18 protein-coding genes and 2 pseudogenes are annotated in these 20613 nt (G+C 34.7%); 14 read left to right on the top strand and 6 right to left on the bottom strand.

The features are described from left to right. Positions 1-167: 167 nt before the first annotated feature. Complete coding sequence (locus FP432_RS05345) at positions 168-1235, bottom strand: tyrosine-type recombinase/integrase (protein ID WP_265488289.1); 1068 nt, start codon at positions 1233-1235, stop codon at positions 168-170. 96 nt (positions 1236-1331) lie between these two features. Here FP432_RS05345 and FP432_RS05340 point away from each other — a divergent pair, with 96 nt between their 5' ends. The 10 genes and pseudogenes from FP432_RS05340 to FP432_RS05300 all read left to right on the top strand — a co-directional run bounded on the left by FP432_RS05340 (position 1332) and on the right by FP432_RS05300 (position 12200). Beyond that, on the top strand, positions 1332-2516 hold the full coding sequence (locus FP432_RS05340; protein WP_265488288.1) for a glycerophosphodiester phosphodiesterase: 1185 nt from the start codon (positions 1332-1334) through the stop codon (positions 2514-2516). 27 nt (positions 2517-2543) lie between these two features. After that, positions 2544-3056 carry an SLAP domain-containing protein gene (locus FP432_RS05335; RefSeq protein WP_265488287.1) on the top strand — a complete coding sequence of 171 codons (513 nt, stop codon included), beginning with the start codon at positions 2544-2546 and terminating at the stop codon, positions 3054-3056. A gap of 164 nt (positions 3057-3220) precedes the next feature. Continuing rightward, positions 3221-4876 (top strand): glycoside hydrolase family 73 protein, encoded by a 1656-nt coding sequence (locus FP432_RS05330; RefSeq protein ID WP_265488286.1) that lies wholly within the window; start codon positions 3221-3223, stop codon positions 4874-4876. A gap of 36 nt (positions 4877-4912) precedes the next feature. Beyond that, a pseudogene (locus tag FP432_RS05325) lies at positions 4913-5917 on the top strand (GH25 family lysozyme); the annotation flags it as partial. After that, entirely contained in the window at positions 5894-6484 is a 591-nt protein-coding gene (locus FP432_RS08020; RefSeq protein WP_416202889.1) for an SLAP domain-containing protein, read from the top strand. The pseudogene FP432_RS05325 and the gene FP432_RS08020, both read left to right, overlap by 24 nt. A 69-nt stretch (positions 6485-6553) precedes the next feature. Further along, the gene (locus FP432_RS05315; protein ID WP_265488285.1) at positions 6554-7348 is read left to right on the top strand and encodes a PfkB family carbohydrate kinase; all 795 of its coding nucleotides are present in this window, start codon (positions 6554-6556) and stop codon (positions 7346-7348) included. Between the two features lie 54 nt (positions 7349-7402). Beyond that, on the top strand, positions 7403-9049 hold the full coding sequence (locus tag FP432_RS05310) for a hypothetical protein (RefSeq protein WP_265488284.1): 1647 nt from the start codon (positions 7403-7405) through the stop codon (positions 9047-9049). Between the two features lie 169 nt (positions 9050-9218). Next, positions 9219-10898, top strand: coding sequence for a YSIRK-type signal peptide-containing protein (locus FP432_RS05305; protein ID WP_265488283.1), 1680 nt, complete (start codon positions 9219-9221; stop codon positions 10896-10898). Between the two features lie 48 nt (positions 10899-10946). Further along, positions 10947-11093: pseudogene (locus tag FP432_RS08015) on the top strand (hypothetical protein); the annotation flags it as partial. A 33-nt stretch (positions 11094-11126) separates the two neighbouring features. Beyond that, complete coding sequence (locus tag FP432_RS05300) at positions 11127-12200, top strand: LPXTG cell wall anchor domain-containing protein (RefSeq protein WP_265488282.1); 1074 nt, start codon at positions 11127-11129, stop codon at positions 12198-12200. A gap of 69 nt (positions 12201-12269) precedes the next feature. Here FP432_RS05300 and FP432_RS05295 read toward each other — a convergent pair whose 3' ends face one another. The 3 genes from FP432_RS05295 to FP432_RS05285 form a co-directional block, all read right to left on the bottom strand. After that, positions 12270-13046, bottom strand: coding sequence for a hypothetical protein (locus tag FP432_RS05295; RefSeq protein WP_265488281.1), 777 nt, complete (start codon positions 13044-13046; stop codon positions 12270-12272). A 108-nt stretch (positions 13047-13154) separates the two neighbouring features. Next, positions 13155-13886, bottom strand: a complete 732-nt coding sequence (locus tag FP432_RS05290) for a hypothetical protein (RefSeq protein ID WP_265488280.1) — start codon at positions 13884-13886, stop codon at positions 13155-13157. A gap of 92 nt (positions 13887-13978) precedes the next feature. Then, on the bottom strand, positions 13979-14776 hold the full coding sequence (locus FP432_RS05285) for a DUF6612 family protein (protein WP_265488279.1): 798 nt from the start codon (positions 14774-14776) through the stop codon (positions 13979-13981). Positions 14777-14897: 121 nt separating this feature from the next. Here FP432_RS05285 and FP432_RS05280 point away from each other — a divergent pair, with 121 nt between their 5' ends. Beyond that, entirely contained in the window at positions 14898-16610 is a 1713-nt protein-coding gene (locus FP432_RS05280) for a cell division protein (protein WP_265488278.1), read from the top strand. 68 nt (positions 16611-16678) lie between these two features. Here the strand turns inward: FP432_RS05280 and FP432_RS05275 are convergent, their stop codons facing one another. Continuing rightward, entirely contained in the window at positions 16679-17110 is a 432-nt protein-coding gene (locus tag FP432_RS05275) for a PAS domain-containing protein (protein WP_265488277.1), read from the bottom strand. A 131-nt stretch (positions 17111-17241) separates the two neighbouring features. Between FP432_RS05275 and FP432_RS05270 the strand changes: the two genes are divergently transcribed. Further along, entirely contained in the window at positions 17242-17934 is a 693-nt protein-coding gene (locus FP432_RS05270) for a 2,3-diphosphoglycerate-dependent phosphoglycerate mutase (RefSeq protein WP_117118734.1), read from the top strand. 77 nt (positions 17935-18011) lie between these two features. Here the strand turns inward: FP432_RS05270 and rpsN are convergent, their stop codons facing one another. After that, a complete protein-coding gene (gene rpsN / locus FP432_RS05265; RefSeq protein WP_265488276.1) occupies positions 18012-18269 on the bottom strand; it encodes a 30S ribosomal protein S14 in 258 nt (85 codons plus the stop codon). 167 nt (positions 18270-18436) lie between these two features. On the opposite strand from rpsN, the gene FP432_RS05260 reads away from it, so the two are divergent. Then, the gene (locus FP432_RS05260) at positions 18437-18865 is read left to right on the top strand and encodes a GtrA family protein (protein WP_265488275.1); all 429 of its coding nucleotides are present in this window, start codon (positions 18437-18439) and stop codon (positions 18863-18865) included. Positions 18866-18878: 13 nt separating this feature from the next. Then, positions 18879-20612, top strand: coding sequence for a cell division protein (locus FP432_RS05255; protein ID WP_265488274.1), 1734 nt, complete (start codon positions 18879-18881; stop codon positions 20610-20612). The last annotated feature ends 1 nt before the right edge of the window (position 20613 follow it).

Raw genomic sequence — 20613 nt, 5'->3', positions numbered from 1 at the left:
TGACATAGCCCATAATTGTACAAAATCTCTTGATTAAAGATCAGAGGTCTATAAATCCGCTAAATTTTTAGATAGGAAATACAATTTACGGCCAAGTACCTAGTGCTGACCTCAAAATGACCTCAATTATTAGAGTTGGTCGAGGGCATTACTAATTTTTTGGTTTACTAAAGCCTGATATTTCTTAAATTCATAGGCATAAATTTTTGAGTGGTGTTGATCTCACTATGACCTAATCGCTGCGCAATGTCATAAAGGTTGATGTTGGCATTGAGTAATAAGGCTACTTGAGAGTGCCGAAGTGAGTGAATGTGAACTCCTGGTGCATCAATGTTTAATTTTTTTAATACATGACGTAATGTATTGATTAAACTGTGAGATTGGGGCAGAGTTTGGTGACTTTTTGACCAAAACACTTTGGTCGGATGATTGCCTTGTAACTCCTGCAAAAGGGTTGCTAACTTTTGAGAGATACCAATTATTCGATTAGAAGCGAGATTTTTAGTAGGTCCATAGGTTTTGGCCTTATAATCCCATGACTTGTTAATGGTTAAGGTAAGATTATCGAAGTCAATGCAGTCCCAAGTGAGGCCGGCGGCTTCACTTTCTCTTAAACCAGTGTAAAGGATTGTAATAATCATGTAGCTTCCTGAACTGGCTGGATTACGGTGCTGGATGAGATAATGGAGTAATTGCTTAATTTGGTGGTCTTCTAGGTAGGTTGTTTTGCGTTTTTTATCGGGATTATAGTTGAGGACAATTCCCTGGGTGAAGTTTTTGGTGATTAGGCCATCTTCAATTGCGGTATTTACACAAGCTCGAATATGATTATGAAGCTTGGTGACGGTGGACTTTGAATGGTTACTACCGAATTCGTTAATAAAATTCTGATAACGCAAACGATTAATTTGTTTTAACTTGGTTTGCCCGAATCCTTGATGAATTCGTTTGCTGTCGAGGAGGTATTCTCTTAAAGTATTTGGTCGAATTGATCCGCGAGGATCTTGAAGCGTACCTTTATAGGTTTTGACCCACTGGTCAAAGTAATCGACAAAAATTGGATTGTTAAAAATATCGATGCCGCTAGCTATTTGGTTGAGCAGCAAAAGTTCATATTCCTTAGCTGCTCCTTTTGTTTTAAAACCACGCTTGGTTTTGTATTTGCGAATTCCTTGTTCATTAGTCCATGATTTGTTAACAAACCAGGTGCCATTTTGAGCTTTATAGATACCCATAATTGGACTACTTCCTTTCTTAAATTAAATAATAAGTAGTCTAACAAAGTGAGATATAATTAGTGAGCACAGATTAAATTATGCTTGGAGATAGTGATGAAGGTATTAAAGTTATTATTAGGATTAATGATCTTGCCAATAGTATTTGGCTTTTCTAATATTGCTCATCGTGGTGATAATGAAGAAGGAAAGTATGTGGAGCATTCTTATCAAGCGTATGATCGTGCAGCTGCTGGAGGCGCTGATTACTTGGAATTAGATATCCACCAGACAAAAGATGGGGTATTAGTGGTAAGTCATGATGATAATTTAAGTCGAGTCTTTGGCGTAGATAAGGTAATTACTCTAACTGACTATAAAGATTTGAAGAACTACCGTAATCGTGCAAATGAACCTCTTCATACTTTAGAGGAAGTTTTTGAGCGTTATCGGTCTGTTCCTAAATTAAAATTTATGATTGAAACTAAAAACAAAACTAAGAAGATAGGAATGGAGCCGGAACTAGTTGATTTAATCCAAAAATATCATTTTACTGATAGAGTTTTAATTGAATCATTTTCTATTCAATCATTGAAGCAGGTCAAAAAGCTTGATCCCCAGATTAAGACCTGTCTTTTAGGTAATCAGTATACTCAGGTTGGTGAGAATGATTATTATGCCAATGGCAATTATTCAGAAAAAATTGCTAACTATCTAAAAGATCATCATAAAAAGTATTTAGTTTGGGGCGTTGATACTAAAAATCAGATGAACTATTTCATAAATAATAAGATGGTTGAAGGTGTATTGACGAATTATCCAATTAAACTTGCACGGATTAAAAGAGAAAAAAGACAGCTCTGGCTACCTATTAATGGAAATATCTATCTTGCGACTAAAAATGCTAGACCTCAAAAATTTATGAAGAGAGGTAGACAGCATCCTATACAAAAACATCTGAAAGTTAATCATCCCTATAAGTTATTTAAGATAGCGTTTCGTAATCATAATTTATGGTACGAACTTGGCAAAAATCAATGGGTTAAGGCCGAAGATATCAGTTTTTATCCGCCTTCTTGCCAAAGCAAATCAGCGCCACAATTAAAAATAGGTATGTTACAAGTAATTTCTAAAAGAGTTAAAGTTTATAATTCTCCTAAAGGTAAAGGACATAAAAATTCGAATTTGAAGCGAAATACTAAATGGCAATATTTTGCGATTATGACTTATAAAAAGCAGGAATATTATAATTTAGGTGGTAATCAGTGGATTGACAGCAAAGATGTAAAAGTAATAAGATAAACTCATCATTAACATTGGAGGAGAAAAATGAAAAAGCAAATTGCAAGTTTCCTTACATTATTAATCGCCATCTTAGGAGTAGGAATTGGATTGACTACAAATACTGCTCATGCTGCCACTGAAACACCTGTCTCAGGTATTTTAACTGTAAAGTATAATGGTAGAGGTGGCGTTAACTTACTTGATAGTAAGGGTAAATATCAAAATCAATATGTAAAACGTAATAGTAAGTGGAAGGTCTTTGCTAAAGCAAACATCAATGGTAGATTAATGTATCGCATTGGTAATGAACATCAATGGATTCCAGCTACTTATGCGAACGTTGAAACTGCAGCTCCTACTAAGTCAGTTGCTAAAGCTGTCAAGAAGAATACTACGCATTCTAGTCATGGCAATAATGTTACTTTGGTAGGTAATAAACGCACTAAGGTTTACCACTTAGCTGGACAAGAAGCTTATAGAATTAGTCCCGCTAACCGTATTTATTTCCATTCTGTAGCTGAAGCACAAGCTGCTGGTTACCGTCAATCAAAAAGATAATAGTAAGAACTCAGTTATTTAACTGAGTTTTTTTGTTGATAGCGTTTTAAAATTACAAAATTTATCGTTATATTACTTTTTTATTGCAAAACGTCTGTTCGGTTGTATAAGCTAAGCGATGCCTCTAAAATAGTAATGTATGTGTCCTAGGAGGAAAATAAAAAATGAAGAAAAGAACATTCACCGGTATGGCTACCGCCGCAGCATTGACCGCTGCTGGTATATCGGTTACCAACAGTCTTGAAAAGAAGGCAAACCCTTCTCAAGGCGTAGTTCAAGCTGCAACAACTGCTCAGGCAACACAAGCAGCTCAAACGCAACAAACCACGCAGGCTCAAACCCCACAACAACAATTTTTGAATAAGGCGATTCCTGCGGCTACTACTGCATCATCTAATTATGGAACTTATACTTCTGTAATGATTGCTCAAGCTGCACTTGAATCTGGTTGGGGTCAGTCTACTCTAGCTCAAGAGCCTAATAATAACTTGTTTGGAATTAAAGGTTCTTACAACGGCCAATCAGTTAATATGGGAACTACTGAATATGGCTCTAATGGTTATTACGATACTACTAGTCAATTTAGAAAGTATCCATCTTACACTGAATCATTCAATGATAATGGCGCTTTATTAAGAAATGGAATTAGTGGCTCAAATAGTTTTTATTCAGGTACCTGGGTAGAAAATAACAATTCTGGTACGCAAGCTACTCAAGGATTACAAGGTAAGTATGCAACTGATCCACAATATGCTGCTAAGCTTAACCAAGTTATTCAAGCCAATAATTTAACCCAATATGATCCAGTGATTAAAAAGGTTAATGAAACCAAAACTGTTATTCAGGATACAGCTATCACTAAAGCACCTGTTGATACTAATGTTGCTAGTGCAGTTGGAACAGCTAAAAAGGGCCAACAACTCTTAGTAACGGAATACATTACTTATGGTAATGGTGTAAGTCATGCTTTAACTAATTTAGGTTGGGTTAATGCGACCGCCTTTGGCATGGGAAAGACTACTTCTCAAGCTCCAACTAATCCTGCAAAACCAACTTCACCTCAAAATACAGTAGATAAGAATAAATATACTATTCATCCAGTAAGCGAAGTTGTTACTGTTGCAGGTACTGGTTCAGCTGGATTAAAAGTACGTAGTACGCCAAATGGTACTGCAACTGGTCAAGTGCTAAAAGAAGGTACTCGCTGGAAGGTTAGTGGTTATGTCATTGCTGATGATGGTTTCCGCTACAATAAAGTAGGTACCAACCAATGGATTAATGATGTATATTGTTCACATCTTAATGAAACTGCTCCAGCTACACCTAAGTACACAGTTACTAATGTCACTGATGTAGCTACAGTAGCGAATAATAGTGTGCCAGTTTGGAATGCTCCAAGCGAAGCAAAAGGAAAGACAACGGGACAAATTTTAAAGACCACTACTCGCTGGAAAGTTACTGGAATTACGACTGTTAATAATCATCGCTGGTTGCGCGTTGGTACTAACCAGTGGATTGATTCCAACCATGTAACTTTAGATAGCCAAAAATCTGTTGCTGATAAGGTAACCACAGTTGAAAAAACAAAATCTACTACTTTAAGTTCTAATCAAACTAAGAGTAGGGGTGTTTTAACTATTAATTATCGTGATGATCAGGCGGTAACAGTTTGGAACCAGCCTGGTGGTCAACCAACAGGTAAGTATTTAACTAATAAGACAAGTTGGAGATTCTTTGCAATCAAAGAAGAATATGGTGCAACTTGGTATAACTTGGGTGGTAATCAATGGGTAGCTGCTCAATATGTTTATGTAAGATAAAAAATGCATTTTAAAAGATAAATTATGGAGGAATTCATGCGTTTTTCAAAGAAATTATTAGGAGTTTTAGCTTGTAGTTCTGCCTTAGCTGGTGTGAGTGTTGCAGCTAATGTAAATAATCATTCACCTAAGTCAGTTGTTAAGGCGGCTACTAATTATGCTGCATCACGTTCATATGGAGTAGATGTCTCAAGTTTCCAAGGAACTAATTTATCTGCTCATGCCCAAGCAGGAGCACAATTTGCGATTGTTAAGGTTTCAGAAGGTACTAGTTACCGCAATCCTAATGCTTCTGGTCAAATTGCTAGTGCTAAGGCAAATAACATGTTACCAATGGCATATCACTTTGCTATTTTTGGTAACAATGCTTCAGCAGCGCAAGCAGAAGCTCGTTATGCTGTAAGTTCAGCGCAAGCATATGGCTTACCAAAGGGTTCATACATTGTCTGTGACTGGGAAACTGGTGACGGTAACAATGTTAGTGGTGGTGCTACTTCAAGTACTAATGCTATTCTTGCTTTTATGGACACTATTAAAGCTTCTGGTTATCAACCAATGCTTTATTCAGGTGCTTATTTATTAAAGAATAATATTAATACCAACACTATTTTAGCTAAGTATCCTAATTCTTTATGGGTAGCTTCATACGCTACTATGGGTCGAATTGATACACCGGACTTCAATTACTTCCCATCAATGGACGGAATTGCTATTTGGCAATTTACTGATAACTGGAGAGGTTTATATGTAGATGGTAATATTTCATTACTACCACTTTCATACAACAGTACTGCTTCTCAAGCTCCAGCATCTAAGCCAGCTACTCCTACTGTTAAAGTTGGAACAAGTAATTCAGGCAGCCCAGTAGCTCAAGTTGTTTCAGGTAGTGTTGCGGTCCACAAGACACCAAATGGTGCAACAACCGGCCAAACTTTAGGTGCTGGCTCAAGATGGCAAGTAACCGGTAGACAACAAGTTAACGGTTCATGGTGGTACAAAGTTGGTTCTAACCAATGGATTGACGGCAAGAGCTTATACGTAACTGGTTTAAGTTCAATCCCAGTTATTCAAGCTGCGGCAAATAATTCTAGTGCTAATAGTACCGTTAAAGCAGGTACTAATAACGCAGGTAGCCCAGTAGCAAAAGTTGTTTCAGGCAGCGTTGCAGTCCACAAGACACCAAATGGTGCAACAACCGGCCAAAACTTAGGTACTGGCTCAAGCTGGAAGGTAACAGGTAGACAACAAGTAAACGGCTCATGGTGGTATCGTGTAGGTACTAACCAATGGATCGATGGTAAGAGTTTATACGTAACTGGTTTAAGTTCAATTCCAGTTGTAAATTCAACTACTACTTCAAATAATTCAAGTTCTAACAAGACTAGTTCAAACAGTAATGCTACTTCAGGTGTTGGACATATTAATTATGTACCTGGATATGGTATTAACTTATGGATTGGTTATGGTAGTGATGCACATTGGTCAGGCCGTCGCTTACCACATGGTACTAGATGGAAGTTCTACAATAAGGTAACTGTTAATGGTAAGACTTGGTACAATTTAGGTGGTAACCAATGGATTGATGGTTCATACTTTGTAGTTGACTAAAGAAAATAATTAAAAGCACTACTTCATTAAGAAGGAGTGCTTTTTTAATAGAAAATTAGGTGCACAGAAATGATATATATAGCTAATCTAGATGCAAATAAAGAGCAAATAGGTGAGGGTACCCAGATAGCTCTTGTCTTGAAAAAATTGAATCTTGACTCGATAGTAACTGGTATTTCAATAGATGCTCAGAAAGCAAAACAAGCTTTGAAACAGGCTAAGATTGAATCTAAATTTATTGAAGAAAAAAATACGACAATAGGACAGCAAGAATTATTAGATTATTTAAAAGATAATTTGAAAATGGGCGATATTCTTGTAGTAGCAGGAAAATTTGTTGGAATAGACCCAGATTTTTTAATAGATTTGGCCACTGTTGCGGCAAAGAATATGGTTCATACTGTTGTAGATGTGCCGTATGCAAGAGTGTTGGATATTTTACCTTTACATCCTTTACTTGTTAAGCCAAATAGAACTGAACTTAAGGCTTGGTATGGTAAACAAGACGAAACTTTGAGTATTAAAGATGAAATTGAACTAGCTCATGATATGGTAGTGCAAGGTGCTGATCATGTTTTATTATCTTTGGGAAAAGATGGTGCGGCAATTGTTAACTTAATGCATGCTTATCTTGCAGCTGCTCCAGAAATTGAATTTAAGAATAACCAAGGAACGGGAGCAACAATTTTGGCGACATTCTTAGCGGGAATGCTCAAAAATCATGTGCCCGTTCGTAATCTGGCTGATAGCATTGCAGCTGCTAGTGATACTGCACGTAAAGATGACTTAACTGACTTTAAAGAAGTTGCAGAATTACAAAAATTAATTATGGCAGAGAAAATAACTTTTGAAGAAGCTAAATAAAATTCAGCTTTTTTTGTTAAAATATAAAAGAATATTTTAATTAGGATGTAATGCATGGAAAATAAAAAGAATTATCAAGAATTACTTTATTGGCTACCATATTTAGTTTTTGCCCTTGTTATTGTTTTAGTTATGAAGTCAGAATTGTGCCATCATGTGACAATTATTGTGGGGGACGGATATTTTCATTTCACAAGAATTTTTGATGCAGCTCAACAAATAAGAACTCATAATTTTAGTTATTTTCAGATGAACTGGGGCTTTGACCAATCGGGTAGAATCGTAAACGCAGTTTATGGTCCAATGTTTGCGTATATTATGGGGCTTCTACTGTTAATTAGTGGAACCTGGTTTAAGTTTCAAATTTTAACTGGCTTTTTAATTGGTTTTCTAGCAGCAAGCGGAATGTATCAGCTTATGAAGAAAGTTAATAATAACTTACTAGTTGATACTTTAATTAGTTTAGTTTATTTAGGGCTAATATCTTGGTGGAATCAAGGTGCTACTTTTGGTTCAATTAGTGCCATGATGTTACCTTATGTATTATTGGTAGCCATTAGGATGATTCAAAACTGGAAAAAACCCATTAGCTGGCTTCAACTAGGGCTAACTATGAGCATTGTGGCTCAAATTCATCTCATGAGTACTGTACTTTTTACTATTATGCTAATTCCGTTTGCAATCGCGGGTTTTTGTCATACCGAAAATAAGAAAAGTATGATTTATAACTTTTTTGGGGCAATTGGATTAACGCTAGTATTAACTGCTAATGTATGGGGAGCCTTGCTTTATTTCCATCTTCATGATGTCATTGCTAATCCAATAGAGACTAACATGGCTATTTCTGCAGTTGGTTGGGCTAATATGAGTGAGTTATTCTGGGGACTAGCAATTTTTCAAATTATTTATGTCTTATTCCATTTCAGAGAATCACTGCTTAATGATATTGTTACTTTAACTGGAGCGATCTTCTTAGTGGTAAGTACTAATTTATTGCCTTGGAATGCAATTCAAACTGCCTACCCAGTCTTAAAAAGTACCTTTCAAGTTCCAAGAAGATTAATGATTGAAGCCGTACCCTTAATATTATTGGGGGTAGGACTTACAATCAAATTTATGGCTCAAAGAGACCATAATGATGTTGGAAATTGGTGTGCTTTTCTAATTGTGATGTTATTAGCTGGGTTTAATAGTAAGCTGACAGTAAACAATTTTTATACAAAAAATTCAATAAAATATACTATGCCAATGCAAAACCAGGCTCGTGCAAGTAATAATAGCAATATTTTTTATTATTATAATATCCCTGCACCTGATTACTTACCCCAGGTTAAGAATGTATCTGGAACCAAAAAGGCGGCAATTTATGAGCGAGATGTAATCAAACGGCAGTATCGTTTTGAACACGAAGTTTTGCCAGGTGGGCAATTAGAAATTAAATGGACCAGTCCCCAAGCTTCAAAAGTCAAGTTACCAATTGTTATGTACCGTGATTCGCACTTAGTTGTGAATAACCAGGTGGTTAAACATCCGCATAAAAATGAAATTGGGGTACCAACTATTCGTCAAGTAAAAGGCAATAATGAAGCTGTTCTAAGTTTTATTGCACCTAAGTGGTGGAAACCATTATTATGGATTGTTAGCTTGAGTTGGATTTTTGTAATCATAATTGGATTATATAATTGGAAAATACGCTGTTAAAACAGCGTATTTTTTATTTTTTTAATGTAATTAAATAACACATCTGCTAAAAATAGCTACACATAAGAATATGCTTAGTGTTATGAATTTATAAGATATTTATCATTGAAATAATAACAAAGTGGCATATAATATAATATGTATTAGGAAAAACAACAAGGAGAAAAGAATGAAAAAACAAATGTTGGATAAAAATGCTCGTTTTGCAATTAGAAAATTAAGTATTGGAGCCGCTTCAGTACTTATTTCTACTAGCGTTTACTTAGGTTTAAGAAGTAACGATGTATTGGCTGAAGTTAAGTCAGCAGATGAAGTTAGTGAAGTTACAAATGATACCCCTGATTTAAATAAGGACGCAGTAACAGACCCTACTTTAGCTTCAAAAGCTTCAAATGAAACGAACGAGACTCCTAAAAAGACTTCTCAAGATGCTACTGAACAAACTATCACTAGTGCTCCAGTATATACTACTCAAGGTCAACTACCTACTTTGGATATTAATTCATTATTTACACCAGATCAATTAGAACAAGCTCAAATTGATACTGAAGATCCAAGTACTCGTTTAACTTGGAAACAAAAACCAGATGTTTCAAAGATTGGTAATACTTCTGGTATCGCAAATTTAAGCTATCCAAATTACGATGCCGATCCTACAACTAATGATCAAGGTGAAGACGTATATCCATCAAAGAATGTCACTGTTAATGTACCAGTTTTAGTTAGAAAAGCTGAACAAGAAGTTAGTGCAGGTCAAGTTCAAAATACTTTAAATATTATTAACAGTAATAATAATTCTTTAGTGGCTCACTATGAATGGGTCGGAGCTAAGGCGAAGAATGACGATGAAGAAACCCCTATTCCAAATAGTGATTCTGTTTCTGAAGATATTACTAGTATGCTTCAATCCCTCGGTTTTGAAATGGATGAAGGCTCATACTTCCCAGGTGACATTACCAATTTTGGTACCAAGAACAAAGTAGCAACTTTATTTGTTCATCCTACTTCAACTACTCCAACTCTTACGGATACTCCATATTTCACTTATGCAAATGGTGAAAATAATATTGATAACGTTAATGAATCTCCAGATCCAGCAAGTTACATTGGAAATTTAGGTGCTTTACCAGTTGGAACTAAGATTGAATGGAAAGTAGCACCAAAGTATGATTTCACTAAAAATGAAGCTGGTAATTATACAAATCTTGAACCAACTAATGATCCAAGCATTAGTGTAACTATTCCAGGACAAAAGCCAATTATTTTGGATAGCATAAGTGCAGTAAGAGATCCCCAAGAACCAGATACTGCCCCTGATAACGTTTCTTTAAAAGAAATTGCAACTTTACCAGATTATGGCAATGGTACTTTATTGATTAAGTCAGATAACCCTGTCAAGCTTGGTGAAAAAGTTGGCTCTCCATTAGACTATGTAACCAACTTAGACCAATATTTGAAATCAGATAATGCACCTGATAATGTTCAAGCATTCAAGGATTCCTTTAAGTGGACAGTAGCACCAAATACTCAACAAGCTGGTTATACATTCGGTGCTTTTACTTATAATGACACTACTGGTAATTTGATCTTATTTAAGGTAAATCCAATTCCTTTAAATAATTCAAAGACTATTACAAGAACAATTAGTTTTACTGGTTTACCAAAAAATCCGGATTCAGTTACACAAGATGTAACTTATACTCAAAGTGGTGAACAAACTTATGTCGATGAACCAATTGCTTGGAAGTCAGATAAAAATACTTGGGATGAGTTTGGGGTTCCAAAAGTAGCTGGTTATACTCCAGATGTAACTAAGATTGCTCCTAAAGATGTAAACTTAAATGATTAAAATGCTGAGGTAACTGTAACTTACACTGCTAATACTCATGATCAAGTAATCAACTATGTTGATAAAGCTGGTAATAAGGTTGGCAATGGTTACACTGTAACTGGTAAGACCGGTGAAACTATAGCTACTAATATTGAAAAGAACGTTCCAGAAGGTTGGGTAATTAGTGGTAAGTATCCAACGCAAGTAACATTTGGCGCAGATGATCCAGCACCAATTAATGTTCTTGTGATTAAAAAGGAAACCGCCACTGGTACGCCTGAAACAGTTGCAAATAATAAGGTAGCTAGTGTAGTAATCTACCAAACTGAAGATGGTAAGGTAATTAAGACTGATATTAAGGAACAAAATCCAGGAGAAAAGGTAGAGTTCAACGTACCAGAAGACTATGTGCCAGTAGATAAGTTACCAGAAGTAACAGTAAATAGGGACATGAGTCCAATTAAGGTTATCGTGGTTAAGAAGGAAACCGCCACTGGTACTCCTGAAACAGTTGCAAACAATAAGGTAGCTAGTGTAGTAATTTACAAAACTAAAGATGGTAAGGTAATTAAGACTGATATTAAAGAACAAAAACCTGGAGAAAAGGTAGAATTTAACGTACCAGAAGGTTACGTGCCAGTAGATAAGTTACCAGAAGTAACAGTAAGTAGCGACATGTCTCCAATTACCGTTATTGTAGCTAAGAAGCAAACCGATACAGTACCACCAACAGATACTCCAGCAGCCAAAGTGGCTAGTGTAGTAATCTACGAGACTAAAGATGGTAAAGTAGTTAAGACTGATGTAAGGGAACAAGAACCCGGCGAAAAGGTAGAATTTAACGTTCCAGAAGGTTATACACCAGTTGATAAGTTACCAGAAGTAACAGTAACTAGTGACATGAAGCCAATTGTAGTTTATGTAACTAAAGCTACTCCTGAACCTTCAGATCCTGTTCAACCTTCAACAGTTGATCCAAATCCACAACCAACACCTCAACCAAATCCAACTCCAAATGAACCAACTACTCCAGTTTCAGATCTTCCAGATCCAGTAGTTTCAAACTCAGAAACGCCAAAAACTGAAACTGCAGGCATTCATGCTACTCATAAGCATGATGCAAGTTCATTTATCGAAGATACCCCAGCAAAATCTTCAAACTTGGTTGCAATGGATTCTTCATCAAATTCAAATAATGAAAAAGATGAAGAGACCCTTCCACAAACTGGAAGCAAGTCAGTGGCTGGTGTATTATTAGGTTCTATCTTCTTAGCAGCAAGTCTAGCATTAGGTTTTGTTGATAAAAAGAAAAGAAATTAAGTTTAATACCAAGTAACATAAAAAGGCTTCTGCTTAATGCAGAAGCCTTTTTGCATATAATAAATTTAATTAACGTAAGTTGGGAGTGGCTATTTCAGTAGCATTTTTAACTTCTTTTGGAAGAGTAAGGCTCGCTACCTTGTTAATGTCAGTTACGTGGATAACCGTTGATTCTTTGCCATTAGTAAAAGTATATAAAACTTTGTAATCAAGAAGTTCTTTATGACGATTTATTTTAATAGTGACATCAGCATTCTTAATTTGACTACTATCGTTAGTATCACTATCACTGATAGCTTTTTGAATTCCCTTAATGACATCTTTGTCATTCCCTTGGTAGGTGAGGGTATAACCAGTTAAACCGTCGTAATTAACGTTAAACTTTTTCTTGGCTGAGTTAGATAATTTACTAAAATTATGACTGGTAAATAACTTTTTATATGTAGCTGTAGAATTAGCAATAAAAGTATTAGTTAAAGTGTTACGCTTCATGTAATTCCACTTTTTATTGTTTAAAAAGTAAAACTTGTCGCCAGTAATCCAAGTTTCTTGTTCTTGAGCTTTATTTGCTGGAGTAAAGCGATTAGTAAGGTGAATCGTATCACCCTTTAATTGATAGGTTAAAGTTTCACTGTTGTTCTTACTTTGCTTCAAAACAATGGTTGAATTGACAGAGTTGATTTTGGTTTTTGCCGCAGAATTTAAGGCGTCAGCTGCACTAGGTTTAGAAAAATGGAAATATAAAACTCCACCAATAATAATGATAATTAGGATAGCAATTATCCAACTAATAATAGCACCAACATGTTTCTTACTTTTTTTTACAACTTCTTGTTTTTCATCCATAAATATATTCTCCTAAAGAAATTCTAATAAATAAAATTTAACTTTAAATAAAATATTAGTCAATAAAAATAGCTCTTACAGCTTAAGTGTAAGAGCTATTAAAGAAACTTATTCGTCGGCATTTGCTGCTTTTTTGACGTTAGCTGGTACGTTCAAATCCTTAACGTTATTTACATCATAAACTTGAATTGAGGTTGAACCGCCATTTTTAAGCTTAGCTGTCGCACTAATATCATGTAAATTCTTGGTATGGTCCATGTGGATAGTAATGTTAACCTTTTTGGCATCGGAGACCACACTGTCCATAATTTTTTGGTTGCTACCACTGTAAGTTAAAGTGTAACCTGTAATGCCATCTAGGCTTACCTTGAATAAATTAGCTGCAGATGTTGGTAAATCAAGGAATTGCTTAATGTTAGTACTTTCTTTAACTTCGTTGCGAGCATCCTTAAAATCAGTAGTATCGCTAGACTTGTAGTACCATTTGCCATCAACTTGAGCATAAGTTTTATTCTTTAAAATCCAAGTATTGATTCTCTTGGTATCATCTCCTGATTTTAAGACTACGTGAGAGTGAACTGCTTGGTCATTGTATTCGATAAGGGTATTATCACTAATCTCGTCAGTCTTAATGTTGGCACGAGCACGAATAGAACTAACTTTTTCATTTTTAGCACTTGATAATGCTTGTGCCCCAGATGGCTTAGTCATCTCTAAGATTAAGAAAACAACCCCACAGACAATTACAATACCAGCAATGATACCAGCAATAATTTTTCCTATATTACTTTGTTTTGCTTCTTGCTTGTTTTGGTTATTTTGGTCCATATAATTCTCCATTCATTCTTCCAAGTTTAAAACAAATAAAAAGTCCAAGCTATTAACTTGGGACTTAATATTTATTATTTTAGCATACGAATACCTAAAAATAATTATTTTGATTGTTTACTTACATCTGCAGCATTTTTTTGGATGTCAGAAGGAACAGCGAGATCGGCATGTTGCCCCAGTTGATCGTATTTTAAGTTCCAGTTGAAATCATAGCTGCCGTTAACTGTGAAGTTAGTCTTAATGGTCATACTAGTTAAGGCTTTAGTATTTTTATCAAAAGTGTATGTTACAGAAATATTTTGTGGTTGACCGGCATTAATCATTTGGACCACTTGCATATTTTGAGTTCCGGGAGTGTTTAAAGTATCAATGATTAAATTCTTAATGCCTTTCCAGACGTCGCTACTAGTGCCGCTATAAGCAACTTGGTAAGTGTTAGTGTGAACAGTAACCAAAGCTGATTTTGCCACAGCCTTATTAAGTGACTTAAAGGTTGCTGGCTTGAAACGTCTAGTAACCTGTTCAGGATCGAAATTATTAGCTGAGGCACCAGTTTTAATCCATTTACCCTTATTTTGTTCTAACAATAAATACATTGTGTCTGGGGTTAACCAAATAGATTCAGTTTGGGTTTTACCCTTGTTGGTAAGTGAGTAATCAGTATTGATTAAAGAAGTGTCTTTAAAATAACCCTTTAATGAGGCATTTTCGTTTAATTCTTTTGACTTAATGTCAGTAGTAAAATGCCCATTTTTCATACCCTTGTTGAAATTATTGGTAATTAAACTTTTTGCACTTGGCAAATTATTAGAACTAGATTTTTTGCCACAGCCACTAACCCCCAAAATAATAAATAGGGTAGTTGCTAGTGCTGCTATTGTTAGTATTTTTTTACGCATAATTATCCTCTTAACTCTTTTCTCATTCTGTAATCTCTTAATCTTTACAATATTAAGATTAGCACATGTCGGATTTAAAGAATATGATATAATCAAAAAATATATTATTTTGGAGGAAATAATGAATAAAAAAATTAGGATAAGATGCTCAAGGATAATAGGTGAGTATCTGCTAGTTATCTCACTTATTCTTTTAACAGCAAGTCTAATGATGTTTTTCCAATTAAAGCATCATGTAGGGTTGATTTTATCTGATACCTTGTTTCATGAAAATCGCATTTATGATACAGCACAGCAGCTTTTGCATCACAATTTTTCCTATTTTCAAATGAATTATGGTGCTTATCAAAGTGGTAGGATTATTAATCCAATTTATGGTCCATTTTTTTCATATTTTTTAGGTGGACTATTATTATTAGCTGGTTCTTGGTTTAGATTTCAAGTTTTAACTAATTATTTGCTTTTTATCCTAGCCGGTTTAGGAATGTATCGTTTATCTAAAAAAGTAAAAGCTTCGAATTGGGCTGCTATTTTAAGTATGCTAATGTTCTTAGCTACAGGTTATGTTGTTTATTGGATTCAAGGAGATACTTTTAATTCTTGGGGCGCAGCACTAATGCCCTATGTATTAATTGAGGGTATCAAAATGATCCAAACTAAAGACAGACAGGTAAACTGGCTAGAACTAGGGACAGTAATGGGAATTATTGCCCAGGTCCATATGTTGAGCATTGTCTTATCGGTCATGGCCTTAATTCCATTTTTTGTTTATGGACTGATTATTAGTGAAAATAAAAAAGAACTGTTAATTAATGTTGGAAAAGCAATTTTATTATTTGTTGTACTTTCAGCTAACGTTTGGAGTGCATACCTTCTTTTATATTCTACTAATACGATATCGCCAACATTTTCATATCCTTTAGCGCAAAGTGCTGTGCATTTAGGAGCAATTACAGTCAAAGGTACAATTCTTATCTCTACTTTATTAGTATTTATTTTTCAGTTAGGGTATGTTTTCTTTTGCTGGAAAAACCAGCCGATAAATTTATTTCTAACTGTTGAAGGCTTTGTATTTTTAATAATTAGTTCGCAATTATTTCCATGGCAATTATTGGAAAGACAACTACCAAGTTTAGCTACATATCTGCAGTTTCCGAATCGTTTAACTGTAATTGCTTATCCTTTATTGTATAGTGGAATAGCTATCTCTCTAACGCATTTATTGAATAATAAAAACTGGGGAATTAAGAGTATTGGAATAGTAGGTTCATGTTTGATATTGCTGACTTTTGCCTATAATACAAGATCAAATATGATTAAAAATGAACAACAAACAATGGGAATTGTTGCGACAACTCATATTGCAAAATGGAGTCGGCAGCCAGATCTAAACCAATTTCTGATTAATGTTCCTAGTTTTAATCCGGAATATTTGTCTTTGCGGCATAAGATCACGATGGCACGTGCTAATATGATGCTCTATCAAAAATTGTATATCCCTAATCGGGATCATTTTCATAAAGAAGTGCTTGCGCATGGAAAATTAAAAATTATTTGGCAAGGTGATGAAAAGCTGAAGGACGTTTTATTACCAATTGTGATGTACCACCAGTCACAACTCGTTGTAAATGGAAAAGACAAAGGCCAAATTAAAGAATTTAATGCCATCGGGATGCCGGTTGTTAGAAGTAAAGTAGGGCAAAACGAAGCTATTTTATCCTTTAACATTCCAAAATGGTTTATGACGTTACTATTTGTAAGTATTATTAGCTGGTTAATAGTAATAGTATTTTCTATCTGTCAATTTAGTAAATCTAGATTAAAGTCCAAGTAAAAAAAGACTGCAAAAGTTATTTTGATTCAAGTATGAATCAGTTGCTTTTGCAGTCTTTTATTTTAAAACTATTTTTTCTTTAAGACATTTAAAATATTACGCCACTTACTACCTTTAACTTGGTATTTATCTACTGGTTGGGTTACTTCAATACAGCCAATATATTCACCATCATCATTATGAAGTGCATAAAATGAAATGCTGACAGGCTTATCGTCATGGTGAATCACTAATGAAAGTGAACCACGCTTATTATCATGCATTTGTTCTAATACTTGTTTAACATGTCCTTGGGAATGACCAGGGTGAACTTCGTAAACAGTTTTACCAATATCGTCTTCAGTGCGCTTGAATAGTCTGTGTTCATTCATTGAAGACCAAACTACACGATCATTTTCATCTAAAACGTCAAATTCTTGTGGAATAGTCTTAAAAATTGCATTGAGCATCTCTAGATTGAGGTGACCACCCTTTAATTTGATTTCTTCTTTTTGATCCATAATTATTTATACCTCATTTCTAATGCTATTGTACCACGTGGATTAAGAATAATTTTCACATTAACTAGGAATTTTGAGCTTAGACGTGTAAAATAATGGTTGTACAAAAGATTTAAAAGGAGATATTGCTCATGTCTAAGTTAGTATTAATCCGTCACGGTCAAAGTGAATGGAACCTTTCTAACCAATTTACTGGTTGGGTAGATGTTAACCTTTCAGATAAGGGTGTAGAAGAAGCTAAGAGAGCTGGTAAGTTAATTAAGGAACACGGTCTTGAATTTGATCAAGCTTACACTTCATTATTAACTCGTGCCATCAAGACTTTGCACTTCGCATTAGAAGAAAGTGGTCAACTTTGGATTCCTGAAACTAAGACTTGGAGATTAAACGAACGTCACTACGGTGCACTTCAAGGTTTAAACAAGAAGAAGACTGCTGAAAAATACGGTGACGACCAAGTTCACATTTGGCGTCGTTCATACGATGTTTTACCACCTGAAATCGAAGATGATTCAGAATACAGTCAAGCACATGACCGTCGTTACGCAGACCTTGATCCACATATTGTTCCTAAGGCAGAAAACCTTAAGGTAACTTTGGAAAGAGTTATGCCATTCTGGGAAGATCACATTGCTCCAGATTTACTTGACGGCAAGAACGTAATTATTGCTGCTCACGGTAACTCACTTCGTGCTTTAACTAAGTACATTGAAAACATTTCTGATGAAGATATCATGGATGTTGAAATGAAGACTGGTGAACCAGTTGTTTACACATTTGACGACCAATTAAATGTTGTTAACAAAGAAAAGCTTGATAAGTAATTATTAAGTAAATAAAAAAAGCTTCCGAATTCGGAAGCTTTTTTGCTTACTATTTTAATAAATTTATTTTTTAATGATTACCAACTAGCTTTTTTCACACCAGGAAGTTGTCCCTTGTGAGCAAGTTCTTTGAAGCGTAAACGTGACATTCCAAACTTACGCATGTAGCCGTGAGGACGACCATCGTATAAATCACGGTTATGGTAATGAGTTGGACGAGCATTGCGTGGTAATTTTGCCAATGCTTCGATGTTACCTGCTTCTTTTAATTCATAATATTTTTTGATTAATTCTCTTTGCTTTGCAGCTTTAACAATTTTTGATTTTTTAGCCATATATCTTTCCTCTCTGTCTTAAATTTTTATATTGCTAATAAAAAGTAAGTATATTGTAGTAGGTATTTTAATAAATGTCAACTAATAGGAAATAATTGTTGCATAAAAAATTGTAGAGTAAAATAGTTACTATATATTCTTGATGTAATTAATGAGGTTAATATTTGATGAAGGAAAAAATTCAAAAGCTGCGGGCTTCTGAAGATTTTAAACAATTAGTAGGCTATATTTTGATTGGTTTACTGGGATTAGTAGTAGATTTTGGAGTCTTTCTGATTTTGACTCACTTTTTTAATTTTAATGTTGAGTGGGCCAATTTTATTAGCTCTAGTTGTGGTTTATTAAATAATTTTATTTGGAATTCATTTGCCAACTTCAAAGTGCATGATAAGTTACTATTAAGATTTATTTCTTATTATCTAGTTGGACAAGTAACGACCCTCTTTACTACCTTATGTTTGTTTATTTTTGTAACTAAATTGGGATATGATAAATTTATTGTCAAAGTAATTGCAACTTTTGTAGCGACTTTAATTCAATTTGTAATTAATAAGGTTATTACTTTTAGAAAAGATCAAAGCGATTCAGTAGCTTAATTAAGGGTGAAAAATGAAAAAGACAACAATTAATTGGCATCAAATATTTAAATTTTTTGCCCCTTATTTTGCTATTTTGCTTTTAACTACGATTATAATTTCAACGCAATTAGTTTCCCATGCGACTTTTATTACTGCTGATCGCTATTTTCATTTTAGCCGTTTCTATGATGCGGCTGAGCAAATAAAAACTGGTAATTTCAGTTATTTTCAAAATAATATTACGGCAATGCAAAGTGGTCGTATTATCAATGCTCTTTATGGCCCATTTTTTGCTTATCTTAATGGGCTTTTAGTACTGTTATCTGGTAGTTGGTTTACTTACCAGATTATTATGGATTACTTAGTTTACTTAATCGGTGGGATGGCTGTTTATCGCATGATGACCAAGGTAAAAGTAAGAGAAGTTAATGCTATTTTGCTGGCATTATTATATTTAACCTTAGGAATTATGCCAGGCTGGTTAAGAGCCGATAATTTTATGGCTTGGGGAGCAGCACTAGCACCTTATGTAGTGATGTGCGGGATTGATATGATCCAAGATAAGAATAATCCGGTTCACTGGGTTAAATTAATGCTGATTATGGCAATTATTGCACAAATTCACTTATTAAGTACTGTGATTCTAGCTCTTAGTTTGGTTCCATTTGCCATTTATTCCTTTGTAGTGAACCAAAATAAAAAGGCTATTCTATTAAACTTTATTAAGGCAGTAGCTGGTACAATTGTTTTAACAGCGAATTTTTGGGGCGCATTTTTATTACTTTATCGTACTAATAAGATTGCTTTACCTAAGAGCTTTGGTTTGAATTCAGGTGCTGTCCATATCAGCGCTAGTGGTAGTGAGCACGGACAGTTAACTATTTTGGTATTTTGTTTGTTCATTGCCCAGATCTGTTATGTCTTGTTTCACTTACGAGAAAACAAATTAAATACCTTTGTCACACTTGAGGGTGCTGTTTTATTACTAGTTTCTTCAAGATTTATGCCGTGGCATTTTATTCAAACTTTACTTCCTGGACTGGGAAGATCGTTTCAGTTCCCATATCGCTTAATTGTGGCAGCTTATCCTTTACTGTTCTTAGGGATGGGATTAACTTTAGAAGCATTAGTTAAATATAAAAAAGAAAAATTAATTGTTTTAGCAGTTCTGGTGGCAGCACTAGTTCAGACTACAGTTTGTACGATCAGGACAAATGTTGCTCTAACTAAAATGTATAATGATCCCAATCGTGTTGCTGTTTTAACTACTTATTATCAAATTGATAATAAGCGTCAAGATATCAAAGGGGCAGTTAATGGTAAAGATAAAGGTTTGTTGTTTAAACTGATTAACCGAACTGAGCCAGATTATTTGCCAATCTATAAAAAGCATATTAGCCCAGATATGGTGAATTTATTATATCGAACCGATATTATTGATCAATCAATGAGGTATAATTATTCTGTACATGGAAGTTCTTTGTATTTAAGTTGGGTTGCTAAGAAGAGTGATGAAGTCCAGCTGCCCTTAGTGATGTACCATCAATCGCGTCTGCAAGTTAACAATCAAATAGTTCAACCGCAGAAGTTAAACCCAATTGGTTCACCGACAGTTAACCAAAGAAAAGGGAACAATACGGCTATTTTAAGTTTTATAGTACCAATGTGGTTCTGGGGCTTAGTAATTATTAGTTTAGTTGGCTGGTTGGTTTTGTTTCTTTATGGTTTAAAGGTAATTGTTAATTACCGATTTAACCAAAATTAGA

Origin of the sequence: Lactobacillus sp. PV034 (genome assembly GCF_014522305.1) — a bacterium.
Lineage (GTDB): Bacteria > Bacillota > Bacilli > Lactobacillales > Lactobacillaceae > Lactobacillus.
Note: the sequence above shows the minus strand (reverse complement) of the source record. Positions and strands in the feature narration are given on the sequence as shown.